The sequence below is a fragment of the Zunongwangia atlantica 22II14-10F7 genome (assembly GCF_002094855.1).
Classification (GTDB): Bacteria; Bacteroidota; Bacteroidia; order Flavobacteriales; family Flavobacteriaceae; genus Zunongwangia; species Zunongwangia atlantica.
Genome location: NZ_ARYN01000003.1, coordinates 272,118 through 289,253, shown reverse-complemented (window position 1 = coordinate 289,253; position 17,136 = coordinate 272,118). Strand labels below are relative to the sequence as shown.

The following is a 17,136-nucleotide window of genomic DNA, read 5'->3' as shown; positions in this document are numbered from 1 at the left end:
CCACCATACCAATCTTTGATAGCAAAGCGTATTCTTTTGATTCTCCAATTTCCAAGAATTCTTCAGTAGTCTTCTAAGCTGGGTAAGATCCGTTTTAATCCGTGTCCGGTTCAGTAATTGTAATGCATCAATCGGGCAGAGTTGAATGTCATCGATATTAAAATGATCCATACCCATTAGTAAAATGGTGGCCAGTTCTTTTTCTACCCGGTTACGATTATTGGCAAGCAATTTTTTTAAGGCTGGCGTTTTTAACTGAGAATGATGAAACCACATCCTGGTGAGATGTTTGGAATGCAATTGACGGTGTTTTAAAAAATGAAGAAAGGCCGGAACTTCCCGGTTAAGATGATAGAGATAATCCGTTTCTTCAGCTGTAATTTTAGGCACTTTAAGCACCCAAAACCGGGTTTCATTACCATCAATCTTGATAAAGTTATCCTCATTATTACTGCATAGGATAAACTTTCCAAAGAATTCCACTTCCCGTTTATCCTTCCCTTTAGCCTCCAACTTATTAATGTTGGTGGTACTCAGGTATTTGATGCGCTCGGTCAATTCTTCTTTGTTGAAAAGCACTTCATCAATACAGATCAGTAGCTTATTCGCCCAATCCGCATTAAACTGACTACTAAAACTATCATTGGTCAGATAGGTCATGTTATTTTCAAAGATGCTTTTCAGCCATTTCAAAAAGGTACTTTTCCCGGTGGAACGTTCTTTAGATACCAAACAAAGGATCGGTAAGGTTTGCACCGGTTTGGTATATAATAGTTGCAGATAGTCCAATCCTAATTCGAAATGCGACCCAAAAATATGCCTAACAAAATTCAGGCTAAAACCTAATTCGCCCTGTATAGGAATATTACTTAAGGGGGAATAGATATTGTAGAAATTATGATAGACCGGTTTAAAATTCAGGTGATCAGGAATACAGGTAAACCCATCATATTTTGCAATTTTACTCAGGTATGATTTTCCATGATCCTGTCGAATGGTCTCAACACTCCAGGGAAGCAAAAGCTCATGGAAATGCCCGGCAATGGTAGGTGCTTTGACTTTTTTATAATACGAAGTCCCTACCCTTAAATATGGTATACTATTCATAATAGATGAATTTGTGCTGAGAATACAGCAGGTTAAAAGATGAAAAGAATGTGCTTATTGATCCAGCAGCTGGTCTACTACGGGAGTATTAAGATCTTCTTTGGTCACCCGTTCATTTTGAAGAAGCCAGGAATTAAGCTTATGGATATCAAAAAAGATGCGCTTTCCATTAGGCTTACTATGTGGAATAGCACCAGAGGCGGTAAGTTTATACAGGTAGTTTTTAGAAATTCCTGTATAATCACAGGCCTCATCAAAGGTCAGTACTTTCTTTACACCCAAAAGGAGGTTTTCAATCCTGTCGAGTTTTTCTTCTAATTTAAACTTGTCCATTGGTATTAGATTTAAAAATTAATAATGAACAAGACGTCTTGTAATCTATAGTAGAATTCTGTCGATAAAAGTAGTATTAAACGCAAATAAATAGCGACTGATACGTCTGTAGTTATTCACAGTGAGCTATGATTTAAGCAATTACACTAAAATGCTTTCAATTAGATTTAAGTCATATCAAATTATATTTCAACTTAAATTTTATTTGAATCAAATTGATCAGATTTAATGTTTTGAAATATTTAAATCGGTCAATTGTTAATAACTATATCGATAAACAATGCTGAATATAGAATAGAATAAAAAATGTATTCCGTGTTAACTTAATTAGAATCCGATACTGTAATCACGAATGAGCCGAATAAAAATTTTATTCGGCTCATAAATTATGTATATTTGATTTGAATAACGTGTTTATTTGGCTCATATGTATAACTGGCAACTTGAAAATTGGCCTTCTTTTGACTATAAATCAAAAGCAATCGATGATATTGTCATTGAATTTGCCTCAGAGACGGGTGAAGTTAAAGGGATTATAGATAGCCTACCTTCTGACTTTAGACAAGATGCGATTATACAGTTTATGATCGATGAGGCCATTAAAACTTCTGAAATTGAAGGGGAATATTACAGTCGTCAGGATGTAATGTCATCGATCAAAAATCGATTGGGTATTGGAGATGGTGCTACTATTAGAGATATCAGTGCCAGGGGAATTGCAGAATTAATGGTGGAGGTAAGAGAAAACTTTTCCGAACCTCTAAGCGAACGATTAATTAAGGGATGGCATGCGATGTTATTTACCAGATCCAGGTATATTCAGGCAGGGACTTATCGATCTGGAGAGGAACCCATGCTTATAGTATCAGGGAGATACGGGAGAGAAGAAATTCATTACGAAGCTCCTCCATCTCATCGAGTTCCTATGGAGATGAAACAGTTCATACAGTGGTACAAGGAATTTGATATTGAAAATAATGATATTCGAAGTTCATTGATCAAAACAGCTATCGCTCATTTGTATTTTGAAACGATACATCCTTTTGAAGATGGAAATGGACGTATAGGTAGAGCTATAGCTGATAAATGTCTTTCCGAATCTTTAGGTAGAGTATTAGTATTAAGTATATCCACCGCAATCGAACAAAATAAAGCAGCGTATTACGAAGCCTTAAAAATGGCACAACGTTCCCTGAATATTACAGATTGGATTGTTTATTTCTGTGAGACTATTTTGACTGCCCAGAAAAATGCTAAAGCAGTTATTCGATTTATTTTAAAAAAAGCAAAATTTCTGGATCAACATCGGGAGAATTTAAATGATCGTCAGTTAAAAGTGATTTTAAAAATGTTTGATAAAGGTGTTGAGGGTTTTGAAGGAGGAATGACGGCGAAGAAATATACATCACTAACCAAAACTTCAAAAGCCACGGCCACACGAGACTTACAGGATATGGTTTCTAAAGGGATTTTGAAACCACAAGGAGGTGGACGAAGTGTACATTATGAGCTAAAATTTATATGAATAAATGTTAAAGTTTGTTAAAAGGTGCTGAATTCGGTGTATGTCTAAATATTAATTTATTTAAAATATTGATAATCAAAAATATATATGTTTGGTTCGAGTCTCGTCCAGACCGCAAGATTGCAAAAAGCCTTTCAGAAATGAAAGGCTTTTTTTATGCAGCAATTTTTCTTCTTGTTTTCGTGCTGAAACCTTAAATTCAAAATCTTTTTTTTATAAGACAATATTTACAGTTACATAGAGTTTATCCGTTCTTTGAGTATTAAATAGTTTTAGAAGCATTTTCGTAATATTTACTTAACTCCTGTTATTTGGGGATAAGATTCGATTTTAATTTTTTTGTAGCAGTAATATGTCTTCAGTTGGAAGCCAAGAAATTAAATGAATCTTCAGATACTATCCTTATTGCATTAGTTAGTAAGGGTAATCAATTAGCTTTTGAGCAGGTTTATCACAATTACTGGGATAAGCTTTATGTTTATACCAATAATATTCTTAACGACACTTGGCTTACTGAGGATGTACTTCACGAAGTTTTTACGCAAATCTGGATACGGCGAGAAGAGCTTGAGATAAGGAATTTAAAAAGCTACTTGTACAATTCTGTTAGAAATAGAGCTCTTTTAAAACTTAGAGATAATAAGTTTACTAAGCTTGATGAGCTAATTGTAAATAGGCTTAACCTTAGTCCGGAAATTGAGCAGGAGTTCGATAAAAATGATACCATCATGGCTATTGAAAAAGCCACCAGTGAACTTCCCGAGCGTTGTCGTGCTATTTTCTACATGAGCAAATTTCAGCATTATTCTTCTGCAGAGATTGCCAATCACTTTAATATTTCACAACGCACAGTAGAAAATCAGGTGAGTTTAGCTTTGAAGCATCTTAGAAGCGAGTTAGGTGCTTCGTTGTTTATAAGCCTGTTTTTTGGTGGTTTTTAGGCTAAAGTTAGCTTAAAGTAGCTGCAGGGTTAACAAAATATTAAGTGTGTTGGTTTTTAAATTTTTTGATGTGAAATAAGCTCCCCTTTTGTGTCTTGTAGTTGTAAAGGCTAATAATATGACCAAGACTGAATTCTTTAATTTAATTGAGAAGTTTGAAAAAGCTGAGTGTACTCCTGCGGAAAAATCGCTTTTAAAGCGTTTCTGTGAGGAGGTGCAAATTAAAAACACTCTAGAGGATTGGGAGCTTTCTAAAAAAGAAGAAGTGAAAATTCGTTTGCTTCAGCGCATTGTTAAGAACAATTGCGAATAATGAGGTTGATAACGTAAAGTCGCCAAAGAGAAGATTTAAAATATGGCGTATTGCAGCTGTTTTTATAATGTTAATAGGAGTTGGTGTATTACTTCAGAAAATAGTATCTGAAAAATCAACAATTCCAGGTTTAGAAGAACAAATAACATTGCAACTTCCAGATGGGAGTATTCAGGTTATAAATGAAGGAAATCATAATTCTATTACGTCTACCACAGGCAATGTTATTGGAAGTATTAAAAATAAATCACTGGTATATGACCTTTCTATAGGAGATGGACCTGTAGAATATCATACGCTTAAAGTTCCTTACGGTAAAAAATTTCAAATAAAACTAAATGATGGTTCGCTGGTATTTATGAATGCCGGTTCTTCTTTAACCTACCCATCCAGGTTTTTACCAAATCAAACTAGAAAAGTAAAGATTAAAGGAGAAGCCTTTTTTGAAGTTTCTAAAGATTCCCTAAGACCTTTTATTGTAAATGCAGATCGCTTAAATATAAGTGTATTAGGAACCAGATTTAATGTGCAGTCTTATGAAGAGGACGTAGTAACCGAGGTGGTACTCACCGAAGGTGCAGTTGCATTGTACTCAGGAAATGAAAACGCTGCACAAAATAGCACTTTACTTAGTCCTGGTGAGATGGGGGTTTTGGAAAAAGAATCAAACGTGATTAGTAAGACCAGTGTAATCCCAGGAATCTATACGTCATGGATGAGTGGCCAGCTTGTTTTTAGGGAAATGCCTTTTAAAAACATCTTAAAAAAATTAGAACGCCACTATAATCTTGTAATAATTAATGAAAATGAAGAGTTGGCTAACGAAAAGTTTAATGCCAGCTTTGATTCAATAAGCATAAATAAAGTTTTTGAAAGTCTAAGAGAATATCACGGGATCGAATTTAAAAGGGTAAACGATACCATAATTATACAATAACCTTTAAAAAAGAAAGCATGTAAAAAAGTACGCAAAACAAACAAAAATCATCGTACAGTTTAAACGCCGGCTACAAAAAGAAAAATCGGAAAATGCGGCAACATCTCCCGATTTATGAACTGGTGAACTGTCTAAAAAAACAATCACTTAATAACATTATAAAAGTATGAAAAAACTTCTTAAACCTAAAAGAAGATCTAAACCCGTATTTGATAAATTAAAAATGAGAATAAGTATTCTATTTCTTTTATCTGTATTTGGTATGCAGGCCAATGATTCACTGGCCCAAAAAGCAAAAATTACCTTCGATCATAAAGATGTAAGCATTTTTCAGCTAATTGATGAAATAGAGCATCAATCTGACTTTCATTTTATATACCGAATAAAAAATGTAGACCTCAATAGAAAAATAGACATAAAAGTAGATAAGCAGCCCTTAACAGAAGTGCTTAAAACCATGTTTAAGGGTAGTGCAACCGCTTATATTATTGATGAAGCAGAAAAGCAAATTCATCTTAATGCTAAAAAACCAAAGACCGATTCTGAAAAAAATAAGTCAGAAATTATCCAATTTCAGGTTGAAGGTACAGTAATGGATGAAAATGCTTTGCCTTTACCAGGGGCTAGTATCATTGAAAAGGGAAGTACAAATGGAGTAGTTTCAGACTTCGATGGGAAATTTGTTATTCAGGTAAATGATGAAAATGCAATTTTATTAGTTTCATTTATAGGTTATGAAACTCAGGAAATTCAAGTAGCGCAACAATCAAATTTCGATATTCAGCTTAAACCAGCATCTGGAGCCTTAGACGAGGTCGTAATTACCGCTCTTGGGATGAAACGAGAGAAAAAAGCATTAGGTTATGCTGTTGGAGAAGTAGATTCTGAGCGTTTAAATCTTGTACCGCAAGAAAATGTGTTGGGAGGTCTTTCTGGAAAAGTTTCGGGATTAACTATTAATAAAGCAGGTAACGATGTTTTTGCTGAAACTTATGTAACCATAAGAGGAAGAACTTCGTTAACAGGAAACGATCAGCCTTTAGTGGTAATCGATGGTGCGCCTGTAGGAGATGCGAGTGTTATGGGAGATATAAGCGCTATGGATATAGAATCTATAAGTTTTTTAAAAGGGGCAAGTGCAGCTGCGCTTTATGGATCTAGAGCTGGTAACGGGGTGATATTAATTACAACAAAATCTGGTGCAGGCTATCAAAAAGGGATTGGCGTGAGTCTTAATTCAACTCTTACCTTAAACAATCCTTATAAGTATTTTGATCTTCAAAACCGTTTTACTAACGGGCAGCGCGGTCTTTTTAATGAAGCTACCTGGCAGCACTGGTATGGTGCTGAAGAAGGAGCTGCTGCGGTACAATATAATACGAATGGTGAAGCACTTCCGTTGCAATTTTATGACAATAGCCTAGAAGATTATTTTACAACAGGTGTAACAACAATTAATGATGCCACTGTTTCTGGAAATAGTGAAAAAGGGAATTTTAGATTAGGAATTTCTCATCTTAATGCTGAAGGCGTTACGCCTGAAGCCGAGTTGAAACGAATTGGCCTAAATTTAGGAACTAATTATAATATCACAGATAATGTAAAACTTTCTGTGAATATTAATCTTAATAATTCTAATTCAGATAATTATCCGTCTAATCTTATCGGAGGGAATGATGAGTACTTTGATATCTATAATATTGCACCTCATATCAATATTAATGATTTAAGGGATAACATTTGGTTGGAAAACAATGTGCAGCAACGTAATATTACTGAGGGATATAATAATCCGTGGTGGTTTAGCAGTGAACGCCAAAATCGATTTGATAGAATTCGAAGTTTTGGAAACCTTGAGCTTAACTGGGAAATTTCTTCAGCATTCAATGCACTGGCAAGAGTATCTCACAGTAGCGTAAATAATAGGGAAGAGATTGTAAGACCATGGTCATATCAGGGGTTTGGAGATTCTCAGCCTAATGGTTCATACTATATTAATAGAGGCTTAAATCGAGAGTCTAATGCAGAGGTTTTACTTAGTTATACCAAAGAAATTAAAGATTTTAATCTTTCAGCTTCGGTTGGAGGGAATATTTTAAATTCTAAGGGAGAAAGCTTTAATTCAGGCGGAGATAATCTGGTGTTACCGGGTTTGTTTACTCTTTCTAATGTTTCTAGAGGTGGACTTTCTTATTCGAGTTCATTTTCAGAAAAAGCAATTTATAGCGCTTATGGCTTAATGTCTCTAAGTTTTAAAGACTTTGCTTTTGTAGACTTAACGGCACGTAACGATTGGTCCAGTACTTTACCTAAAGAAAACCGTTCTTATTTCTATCCTTCAATATCTGGTAGTTTACTGGTATCTGAGTTAGCTAAAATGCCAACCTGGATATCACTTGTTAAGTTGCGTTCTGGTTGGGCAGAAGTAGGTAAAGATACTTCTCCTTATGCTATTCATCCTGTATTATCGCAGGGATACTGGGGAGATGATTTTACTTATTCCCTTCCTTCAAGTATGCCTAATACTCAATTAAAACCAGAGATAGCTACTTCTTATGAGGTAGGTGCAGATCTAAAGTTTTTTAATAATCGCCTGGGATTAGATGCAACTTATTATAAAAATGAAAACAGAAACCAGATTTTAAATGTAAATGCTTCTCCACTTTCAGGATATACCAGTACAACTATTAATGCAGGTAAAGTTGAAAATTATGGTGTAGAACTTGGGCTTCATCTTGTGCCTTTAAAAACTGAAGATCTTATCTGGAATATGGACTTCAATTTTACAACTCAAAAGAGCAAATTAGTAGAACTTACTGATGGTATTGATAGAATTTCTTTTGGCGGCGGAACAGATATGGGATCCTTTACAAGAGTAGGAGGCGAAATAGGAGATTTATATTCACCATATATAGAGAAGGTTGAAGAAGGGCCTTATGCCGGTTGGAATCTTTTGGATGCAAATGGGAGATGGGTAGTAGATCGTACTCAGGAAAACCAAAAGAAAGTAGGTAATTTTAATAGTGATTTCACTTTAGGGATGACTACTTCAATTTCCTACAAAAACTTCAGTTTATCGGCTAGTTTTGATTGGAGACAGGGAGGACAATTTTTCTCTGAATCAATGAAGAGAATGGCAAGATCTGGAAAAATCGAAGATTGGCATAATGGTGTGAGTTCAAGCACTTTTTCAGGAATTCTGGATGCAAATTCTTTTGGAGGGGATCGTGAAGCATTAGCCAATGAGATTAGAAGTAATCCTTTATATCGAGATAATGATGTTTGGGTTGGTGGAAGAACAGAAGAATTAGGTGGTTTTGAATATAACGGAAATAATAATGGGGCTTTCTTTCCTGGTGTTATCGATAATGGAGACGGTACCTATACCGAGAATTTTGGAGGGCCTGGTACAAGAATGTTTGATGCTTATCGTGTTGTAGAATCTAGTGGTAGTTTTTGGCGTACGGGCTATGCATTTATGTATGATGCTTCTTTTGTGAAATTAAGAGATATCACATTTACTTACACTTTCCCAGAAAAGCTTGCTCAAAAGATTGCAGCAACAAATATCTCACTTTCAGTTTACTCAAAGAATATTATTCTATGGACAGAAGCTGGGATTGGTATAGATCCAGAACTAGCATTTTATGGAGGGCAGCAGGGACATGAAAAATGGAATATATCTCCCTGGACAGCTCCAGTTGGTTTTAGACTAAATGTTGGATTTTAATTTAAGATAAATGAGAATTTTTAGAAAAAATATTATAAAAATAGGACTATTAAGCTTGTTAATTTTTAACCTGGCTTGTAGCGATTCTTTAACCGAAATTAATGTAAACCCTAATAGTTTATCTGATACAGAGGTTGATATTAAATTTGTATTAACCGATGTATTAAGCTCGTCTGCACAAATACAGGATTTGTTGGCTTATGATTGGGGTGAGTTATCTGCTGCTACGCAGTATTTACAAAGAGATTTTACCAGTTATGAAGAGAATAATTATCAATGGTCTCCCGTAAATTATAATAACTTTTATAGTCCGCTTAAAAACGCTCAGTACATCTATGAAAGAGCTGAAATTGAAAAAGATGGCGAAGTAAAAAATTATTATCAGGCTGTAGCCTTGATTATGAAAGCTTATGGATTTGGTTTTCTAACTTCGGCTTTTGGAGATGTGCCTTTCAGTGAAGCACTAATGGGAGAAAATGGAGGCGAAGCATTTCAGCCTTCCTATGATGCGCAAAGAGATGTTTTTCTTGGGATTCTGGCAGATTTGGAAAGAGCGAATGAATTGCTGAATTCTGCCGGGGTAATTTCTGAAGTTTCAGATGCAGATATCGTTTATGGTGGTGATAGCCAAAAATGGAGAAGATTTGCCAATTCTTTACGACTACGTTTTTATATGCGTTTATCTGAAAAAGAAGAAATTAATGCGCAGGCAGGTTTTGCTAATATTGTACAAAATAACCTCCCTTTATTAGAGGATAATACAGATAATGCAGCTGTGTCTTACGTAGGTACAGATGCAAATAACAGTTGGCCAGGTGGTGCCTTAAATTGGAGTAACCGGTCTGAATTTTACAGAAGAAAGCCATCTTCAACTATTGTAAATGATCTTATTGCTTTACAGGATCCAAGATTAACAAAATGGGTAGCTCCGGTAGATGTTCAATTAACTCAGGGTACAGAAAATAGTCTGATTATAGAAAATGGTCGCTTAAGACGATATGTAGATTTGGATATTCAGGCTTTAAATATTGATAGTAATTTAGAAAATGATCTTAATACATCATTATTTGTTGGTTTACCTGTGGCGTTAAGTGCTCCTAATGATTTTAATATGGGAGCCGCAACTTTAAATGATTTTGGTGATGCCATTGCCAGCCTTGCACCAAATGTATATCTAGCTGCGGCAGCAAATCCTCATAGCTCTTATCTTACCCCAATGTATTCAGAGAATACTAATGATCTTGTAAAAGCTGTTTTTATGAATGCTGCTGAGGTAGAATTTCTTTTAGCTGAAGCAAGTGTTCGTGGGTGGATAGCAGATAATGAGTATGATCATTACGAAAACGGAATACAATTATCTTTTGATCAATATGAGATTTATGATGGCGATCAAAATGCAGTTTACAACTTGGCTGAAGATCAACTGGTAGCTTTTAACGAAACGCTATATTTAGAAAATGCACGCCAGATTCTAGCAGATGCTGCAGATCCTTTACAGGCTATAATTCATCAAAAATGGATTGCTTTATGGTTAACCTACGAATCCTGGTTTGATTGGCGACGTACAGGTTATCCTAACCTTAATCAAAATATAATTTCAGGAACAAGAGGGCAAAATACGCCATTACGATTTATTTATTCTGATGCTTACAACGAAGCTAATATGTTAGATGCAGTTAATACAGGTCTTAGCCCGGCAGAGAACGATCAATGGTCTCAAATGTGGTTACTTCAGTAATAAAAAATAGGGCGGCTTTTAAAGTCGCTTTTTAAAAAATGTATTAAAAATTATCGAATATGAAATTTACAATTAATCCTATATTTCTTTTTACTTTTTTCTTAGCGGTAAGCTTTGTGTCTTGTAAAGATGAAGAAAACCAGGAAGATGCTCATCAACACCCTCATCCGCATGAAGAAAGTGAGCATACACATACGCATTATAAAGCACAGGATAGTATCCTTTCTCATAAAATATTATATCCTAGTAAAGTTCCAGACAGGATTATTGCAAACCTTCCTGAAGATCCATCTACAATGCTTGCGGTTAACTGGAGAACCAATCAGCAGATTACAAATAGTTACGTAGAAGTTGCATTGGCTACAGATGGGCCAGAATTTAGATTGGGAGATATTGAAAGAAAAAGGGCAACTACTGAAGTTTTCGAAAATCAGCATTTAAAACATATCGAACCTTTGGTAAAAGCTAATTACCATTCGGCTACCATTCATAATTTAAAACCTTCAACCACCTATGTTTATAGAGTAGGTAGCGAGGCAGAAAATAGCGATTTGTTGTGGAGTGAATGGTTTCAATATACAACAGCTTCAGATAAACAGGGAGAGGAATTTAGTTTTATATATTTTGGAGATGCTCAAAATGATCTAAAATCGATGTGGAGCAGGGTGATTAGAAGTTCATACAAAAAATTCCCGTCTGTAGATTTTATGCTTCACGCCGGGGATTTAATAAACGATCACGATTCTAATATTCAATGGGGAGAATGGTTTTATGCAGGGAGTTTTATTCATGCAACTACGCCCAGCATTATGACTCCTGGAAATCATGAATATAAAGACACTACGCTAACTTCTTTATGGAGACCACAGTTTAATTTGCCTAAAAACGGGCCAAAGGGCTTAACCGATATTTCAGAAACTACTTACGCGGTAGATTATCAAGATCTTAAACTGATTTCTATCGATTGTATTAATTTTGAAAGAAAGCCAGAAAATCGCGAAGCTCAGGTAAAATGGCTGGATTCAATATTAAAGAATAACACAAAAAAATGGACAGCATTAACTATGCATTTTCCGTTATACACTCCTGCTCAAAAAAGAGAAGATAACGCAGTACTAATAGAGCATTTGAAACCTTTAATTGATAAGTATAAGGTAGATCTTGTTCTACAAGGGCACGATCATACTTATGCAAGGGGGCAAATTAGTAATAAAGAATCTGGTGTGACATCGATGTCTGATGCCGGAACGATTTATGCCGTTTCTGTAAGCGGACCTAAAATGTATGAGTCTACCGATAAAAAATGGATAGAACGAAGAGGAGAATTTACCCAGCTTTTTCAAATTATAACAATTAAAGATAATAAGCTTAGTTACGAAGCTTACACGCCAATTGGGAATTTGTATGATGCTTTCGATTTGATAAAAAATGGGGATAAGAAAACCCTAAAAAATCGAATACCAGATAATCCTATTCGTCTAAAAAAAGATTTTGTAAAAGAATAAAGATTGGTATTCTAAAAAATAAAGCTTAGATAATTGTTTTTTCACAGTGTTTAATTTGCACTTAGTTGGTAGGAAGCCTCTCAGAAATGAGAGGTTTTTTTATGTTTTTTGATTCTGAAAATTTTTAATTGAAAAGCCATTGATGTAATGTTTCATCTTTTTCCATAACTTTCTTTGCATAGGGACAAAGCGGAATAATTTTTACTCCTTTTTCTTTTGCGAAATCAATTCCTTTAAGAACTAATTGCTTTGCGTAACCTTTCCCTGAAAACTCTTCGTAAGCTTCTGTATGGTCGATTATAAATTTATTTGTGCCAGCCCATACATAAGTCATCTCTCCTGCGAGAATATCATTTTCCATAATAATGAATTTTCCTTTTCTTCCATCTTCTTCGTGTTTAAAACTAATAGCCATTTTATCTAAATTTAGGTTCTGGTAAAGGCACATACTCTTTGTCGTCATTTGGTATTTTAGGAAAAGCTTCGTGGTTTTGTGCTTTCCAGTTTTCTTTTGCCCGCTCTAAAATCTCTTTGTCTGAATTCACAAAATTCCAAAACATAAAGCGTTCCTCTTCAAAAGCTTCCCCACCAAAAAGATAAAGTGTGGTTTCTCCGTTGGTTTCAAATTCACATAAGTTCGCATTTTTAGCGATCAATAATTGTTTGGTTCCGTAGTCTTTATGTTCAATTTTTACGGTTCCGTCCAATACATACATGCCAACTTCCCCAAAAAGCTGATTTCCGATATTTATTTTTTGTGCAGTTTTTGTCTTTATTTCAATAAAATAAAGAGGGCTGTGAACGGGAACAGGGGATTGTTTTTCTTTTATTTTTCCGGCGATTAATTTGTAAGAAACACCATTTTCTTCCCAGCTAGGAATTTCTTCTTTACCAATATGAAAAAATGAAGGTTTTGTTTGTTCTAACTCTTTAGGTAGACCAATCCAAATTTGTAGCCCGTGTAAAAACTTATCTTCTTTTCTTAAATATTCAGGAGTCCTTTCAGAATGAACTACGCCTTTACCGGCTGTCATCCAATTCACTTCTCCTGGTTTAATTTCTATGGCATTTCCTAAGCTGTCTCTATGAAAAATTGCACCCTCAAAAAGATAAGTTAGGGTAGAAAGTCCAATATGCGGATGAGGTGGGACATCTAAATTTTGATGTTCTTTTAAACAAGCCGGCCCCATATGATCTATAAATAAGAATGGTCCAACAGCCCTTTTTTGCCGGAATGGAAGTAATCTGCCTACCATAAAGTTTCCTATATCGGCAGCTTTTTCTTCTAATATTAGTCCTACGTTAGATTGCATTTTTAGTGATTTTGGTTAAAAAGGCTTAAGCTTTTTCTAATTTGAAAATAGTGATATTAAATGATTTAAAACCAGCTTAGCGGGAGTTTTGTTAGAAAGCCTTCTGGTTTTGGATTTTTTGGCACCGCCAAAGGCTATAATACCCCGAAGTAGTTTACTAAAAATTGAAATCAGGAAAAGGCATAAAAACAAAAGATCCTATCATAAAATGATAGGATCTTAAAGCTAATATTGGGGATTTTTAGGTCTTCTTTTTAAGCTTCAGTTGCTTTTAAATCTTCTAAACTTATTTCAGTAATAAAGTCCTCTTTAGGCGTTCTTACTTTTTTCATATTTACCAACCAGTCATTTTCTTCTTCACGATAACCTAAAGGAAGTAATAAAGTACTTTTATAACCAGTTCCTTTTAATTGTAAAAGTTCATCTAAATTTTCATTAAGAAAACCTTCCATTGGGGTAGCATCTACTTTTTGCTCGGCTGCCGCAGCAATTGCCATTGCAAAAGCGATGTAACTTTGTTTAGAAGCGTGGTTGGCATGCCATTCCTGGCCTAGTGGTTCGTAAAGGCTAAGAATATTAGCTTTATAATCGTCCATAGTGCTGTGCGGAAGTTCTCTTTGGTCCATAGTATAGTTAAAAACTTCAGAGATTCGCTCGTCACTGTAGGCATCCCAGGCTGCGAAAACTAAAAGGTGAGAACAGTCGATTACCTGATTTTGGTTCCAGGCGATATCTTTTATTTTTTCTAATAAAGCTTTATCTGAAATTACAATAATTTTATAGGGCTGAAGTCCAGATGAAGATGGTGCTAATCTGGCTGCTTCTAAGATGTAATCTACTTTTTCCTGAGGCACTGTAGCCCCACTCATTTTTTTTGTGGCATAACGCCATTTTAAATCGTCAATTAAGCTCATATATTTATAAATTAATTCGTCTTGATTATAATGGTCTTTGTTTTTTCAAAAAGCTAACACTAACATTTAGGTTAGTGGTGATATTCGTTAATTTTGGGCTTAATTTTTTCTGAATAAAAATGCCCCGCTATTACTAACGAGGCCATCTTTGTTAAAGTACTTCTGAAGCCTTAATTCCAAACTTCCTGAGTGATTTCTTTTATCAATTTAATCTTTTGCCATTGCTCTTCTTCAGTTAAAATATTTCCCTCTTCGGTTGAAGCAAAACCACATTGCGGACTCAAACTTAAGCGATCTAAATCCACATAATTTGCCGCTTCTTTTATTCGGTTTATAATTGTTTCCTTATTTTCTAAAGTTGGATTCTTACTGGTAAGAAGGCCTAAAACCACCTTTTTGTTCTTCGGAATAAAACGTAAAGGCTCAAAACCTCCAGAGCGATCATCATCAAATTCTAAATAGAAATTTTCTACTTTTTCTTTAGCGAAAAGCGTATCGGCCACAGGTTCGTAACCACCTGAAGCAGCCCAGGTAGAATGATAATTTCCTCTGCAAACATGAGTTGATAATCGAAGATCTTCAGGTAGATTTTCCAGGGCAAGATTGTTTAATTTTAGATAGGTTTCTTTAAGCTCGTCACGATTAAAACCTTCACCGGCCATTGTTTTCCAAAAATCGGCATCGCATAACATTGCCCAGGTACAATCGTCGATTTTTAGATCGCGGCAGCCCAAATTGTATAGTTTTAGAATGGTTTGATGATAAGCTTCAGCTATATCTTTAAACAATTCTTCTCTATCTGGATAAAATTTGTTTACATAATCTTCATTATCACCTCGCACCAGTTCAGCAAATAATTGTGCAGGAGCAGGGATACTTTTCCTGGCAATATGATCTTCGCCACAGTGTTCTTTCAGGAATAAAAAACTTTCAAAAACAGGATGTTCAGGATTAAATTTTAGTTTTCCAGATAATCGAGCCGAATCTTTCCTGGTTTCTTCTCCCTGAAATAAATAGCCCTGGTCTTTTAAAAAGTGTTCGATACCGTTGAATCCCCAGAAAAAATCCAGATGCCAGTAGCTACGTCTAAACTCTCCATCAGTTAAAGCGGTAAGTCCTGCTTCTTTTTGATTTTCGATCAATTTAATGATTTCTTCGTCTTCAACTTTTTTTAATTCAGTTGCTGTAATTTCATTTTTAGCGTATTGTTCTCTCGCTTTTTTTAAAGCTTCGGGACGTAAAAAACTTCCTACTGCATCGGTCTTGTTGGTTGTGGTTGAATGAATGCACATAATAATTTATTGTTAGGTTTTTATTATGGTCAAAATTAAATATTGAGGTTGTTTTATCTAAATTGAAGTTTAAATTAGGTTTTAATTTCTGTTATGATTGATTAACTTAGAAAATTGTACTTTTGAATGCTGAGTTTTTATCCTTAAAAAGAATAATATCCTATGGAAAACTTAGATGAGGTAGATCTTAAGCTTTTAAAAATACTGCACGAGAACTCAAATTTTACTGTAAAAGAGCTGGCAAAGCAGGTAAATCTTTCTGCTTCTCCAGTATTTGAGCGCTTAAAGCGATTAGAAAAAAACGGATATATTAAAAAATATATCGCCATTTTAGATGCTGAAAAATTGCATCAGGGATTTATCGTTTTTTGCAATATTAAACTGAAAAAGCACGACAGGAATATCGGGAATCAATTTGTAGCTGATATAATGGATATCGATGAAATCGTAGAATGTTATAACATTTCGGGTGATTTTGATTTCTTATTGAAAGTATATGCCCGAAACATGAAGCATTATCAGGATTTTGTGTTTAATAAATTAGGCGGTGTAAAAAGTATTGGCAGTACGCACAGCACTTTTGTAATGACCGAGATTAAAAATACTTATGGGATTGGTATTATTTAAAATAACTAAGGCTAATTTTAATTAATATCACTATTGTATCGTATATCTAAAACGTATGCCCTGTGATAATCTAAAATAACCAAAGGCAAAATTATCTGGATTTGTTTCGTTTACAAGGTTTCCGCGAACATTTGCAGGTGGCGTTCCAAAAGGATTGGCAACTGCACTTTCCAAAATAAGTTCCATATAATCATGAAATTGTTCTGAGACTGCTCGAAAAGTAATATCGATATCACTTCCTGGCTCTAGATCTTCATGCGAGAAGTTTTGGTACATTTCATTTCCGTTAAAAAAATCGTCACTGGAAAGGTCGTATTCTGGGAAGTTTAGCACATCGCTCTGAAAGTCGGCCAGATAAAAATTAGTTTCATCTTCAGGATCATCATAATAAAAACGAACTTCTTTATCTTCTCCCAAAAAGCCACCATCTTCATATTGTTCGATTCTTGTAACTTCAGGAGAAGCAACTAAGGTTTCTGTAGCGGTATATTCTTCGCCGTCTACAATAATATTTAAAGTATACTCGGTGCCAATCTCAGGATCAAAATTAGTGCAGGTGTAGGTTCCAGCGGTTTCAGATTCTGTAAAATAAAATAGTTCTTCATCCTGATTTTGGATACTAACAATAGCTCCAGAAACACGAGTAGTTTCCGTATTATAATAATCGGTTAACCTGGAAAGATAAATGCTTTGATTATCTCCTGAAGTACCAGAGAGCCAAAGAATTTCAGCATCTACGACCAGTCTGGCTTCCCCTTGATCCAGATCAACATCGATAACATCTTCGCAGGAAGCAGTGCTTGCTAATAACAGCAAAGCGAAACACTGAAGTATATATTTTTTGTGTAGAAATTTCATAGA

15 protein-coding genes are annotated in these 17,136 nt (G+C 35.0%); 8 read left to right on the top strand and 7 right to left on the bottom strand.

All coding sequences use genetic code 11. The features are described from left to right. Both IIF7_RS04860 and IIF7_RS04855 read right to left on the bottom strand, forming a co-directional pair. Positions 1–1,107: primase-helicase family protein (locus IIF7_RS04860; protein WP_084840549.1), on the bottom strand; the 1,107-nt coding region annotated here is incomplete at its 3' end. A 54-nt stretch (positions 1,108–1,161) separates the two neighbouring features. After that, the gene (locus tag IIF7_RS04855) at positions 1,162–1,440 is read right to left on the bottom strand and encodes a helix-turn-helix domain-containing protein (protein ID WP_084840548.1); all 279 of its coding nucleotides are present in this window, start codon (positions 1,438–1,440) and stop codon (positions 1,162–1,164) included. Positions 1,441–1,867: 427 nt separating this feature from the next. On the opposite strand from IIF7_RS04855, the gene IIF7_RS04850 reads away from it, so the two are divergent. The 7 genes from IIF7_RS04850 (at position 1,868) to IIF7_RS04815 (ending at position 12,129) form a co-directional block, all read left to right on the top strand. Further along, positions 1,868–2,965 carry a Fic family protein gene (locus IIF7_RS04850; protein ID WP_084840547.1) on the top strand — a complete coding sequence of 366 codons (1,098 nt, stop codon included), beginning with the start codon at positions 1,868–1,870 and terminating at the stop codon, positions 2,963–2,965. Between the two features lie 311 nt (positions 2,966–3,276). Continuing rightward, positions 3,277–3,906, top strand: coding sequence for an RNA polymerase sigma factor (locus IIF7_RS04840; RefSeq protein ID WP_084840545.1), 630 nt, complete (start codon positions 3,277–3,279; stop codon positions 3,904–3,906). A 118-nt stretch (positions 3,907–4,024) separates the two neighbouring features. Continuing rightward, positions 4,025–4,219: a hypothetical protein gene (locus tag IIF7_RS04835; RefSeq protein WP_084840544.1), complete on the top strand. Its 195-nt coding sequence runs from the start codon at positions 4,025–4,027 to the stop codon at positions 4,217–4,219. After that, positions 4,197–5,156, top strand: coding sequence for a FecR family protein (locus IIF7_RS04830; protein WP_084840543.1), 960 nt, complete (start codon positions 4,197–4,199; stop codon positions 5,154–5,156). Before IIF7_RS04835 ends, IIF7_RS04830 begins: the two co-directional genes overlap by 23 nt. A gap of 166 nt (positions 5,157–5,322) precedes the next feature. After that, positions 5,323–8,886: a SusC/RagA family TonB-linked outer membrane protein gene (locus tag IIF7_RS04825; RefSeq protein ID WP_084840542.1), complete on the top strand. Its 3,564-nt coding sequence runs from the start codon at positions 5,323–5,325 to the stop codon at positions 8,884–8,886. Between the two features lie 10 nt (positions 8,887–8,896). Next, the gene (locus IIF7_RS04820; RefSeq protein ID WP_084840541.1) at positions 8,897–10,624 is read left to right on the top strand and encodes a SusD/RagB family nutrient-binding outer membrane lipoprotein; all 1,728 of its coding nucleotides are present in this window, start codon (positions 8,897–8,899) and stop codon (positions 10,622–10,624) included. A 59-nt stretch (positions 10,625–10,683) separates the two neighbouring features. Beyond that, positions 10,684–12,129: a purple acid phosphatase family protein gene (locus IIF7_RS04815; protein WP_084840540.1), complete on the top strand. Its 1,446-nt coding sequence runs from the start codon at positions 10,684–10,686 to the stop codon at positions 12,127–12,129. A gap of 124 nt (positions 12,130–12,253) precedes the next feature. On the opposite strand, the gene IIF7_RS04810 is transcribed toward IIF7_RS04815, so the two are convergent. The 4 genes from IIF7_RS04810 to IIF7_RS04795 all read right to left on the bottom strand — a co-directional run bounded on the left by IIF7_RS04810 (position 12,254) and on the right by IIF7_RS04795 (position 15,648). Continuing rightward, complete coding sequence (locus tag IIF7_RS04810) at positions 12,254–12,544, bottom strand: GNAT family N-acetyltransferase (protein ID WP_084840539.1); 291 nt, start codon at positions 12,542–12,544, stop codon at positions 12,254–12,256. 1 nt (position 12,545) lies between these two features. Then, on the bottom strand, positions 12,546–13,442 hold the full coding sequence (locus tag IIF7_RS04805; RefSeq protein ID WP_084840538.1) for a pirin family protein: 897 nt from the start codon (positions 13,440–13,442) through the stop codon (positions 12,546–12,548). A 254-nt stretch (positions 13,443–13,696) separates the two neighbouring features. Further along, positions 13,697–14,356, bottom strand: a complete 660-nt coding sequence (locus IIF7_RS04800) for a nitroreductase family protein (protein WP_084840537.1) — start codon at positions 14,354–14,356, stop codon at positions 13,697–13,699. A gap of 170 nt (positions 14,357–14,526) precedes the next feature. Next, the gene (locus IIF7_RS04795; RefSeq protein WP_084840536.1) at positions 14,527–15,648 is read right to left on the bottom strand and encodes a 5-methyltetrahydropteroyltriglutamate--homocysteine S-methyltransferase; all 1,122 of its coding nucleotides are present in this window, start codon (positions 15,646–15,648) and stop codon (positions 14,527–14,529) included. Positions 15,649–15,810: 162 nt separating this feature from the next. Between IIF7_RS04795 and IIF7_RS04790 the strand changes: the two genes are divergently transcribed. Next, positions 15,811–16,275, top strand: coding sequence for an Lrp/AsnC family transcriptional regulator (locus IIF7_RS04790; RefSeq protein WP_084840535.1), 465 nt, complete (start codon positions 15,811–15,813; stop codon positions 16,273–16,275). A gap of 30 nt (positions 16,276–16,305) precedes the next feature. On the opposite strand, the gene IIF7_RS04785 is transcribed toward IIF7_RS04790, so the two are convergent. Continuing rightward, entirely contained in the window at positions 16,306–17,133 is an 828-nt protein-coding gene (locus tag IIF7_RS04785) for a DUF4249 domain-containing protein (RefSeq protein WP_084840564.1), read from the bottom strand. Positions 17,134–17,136: the final 3 nt, after the last annotated feature.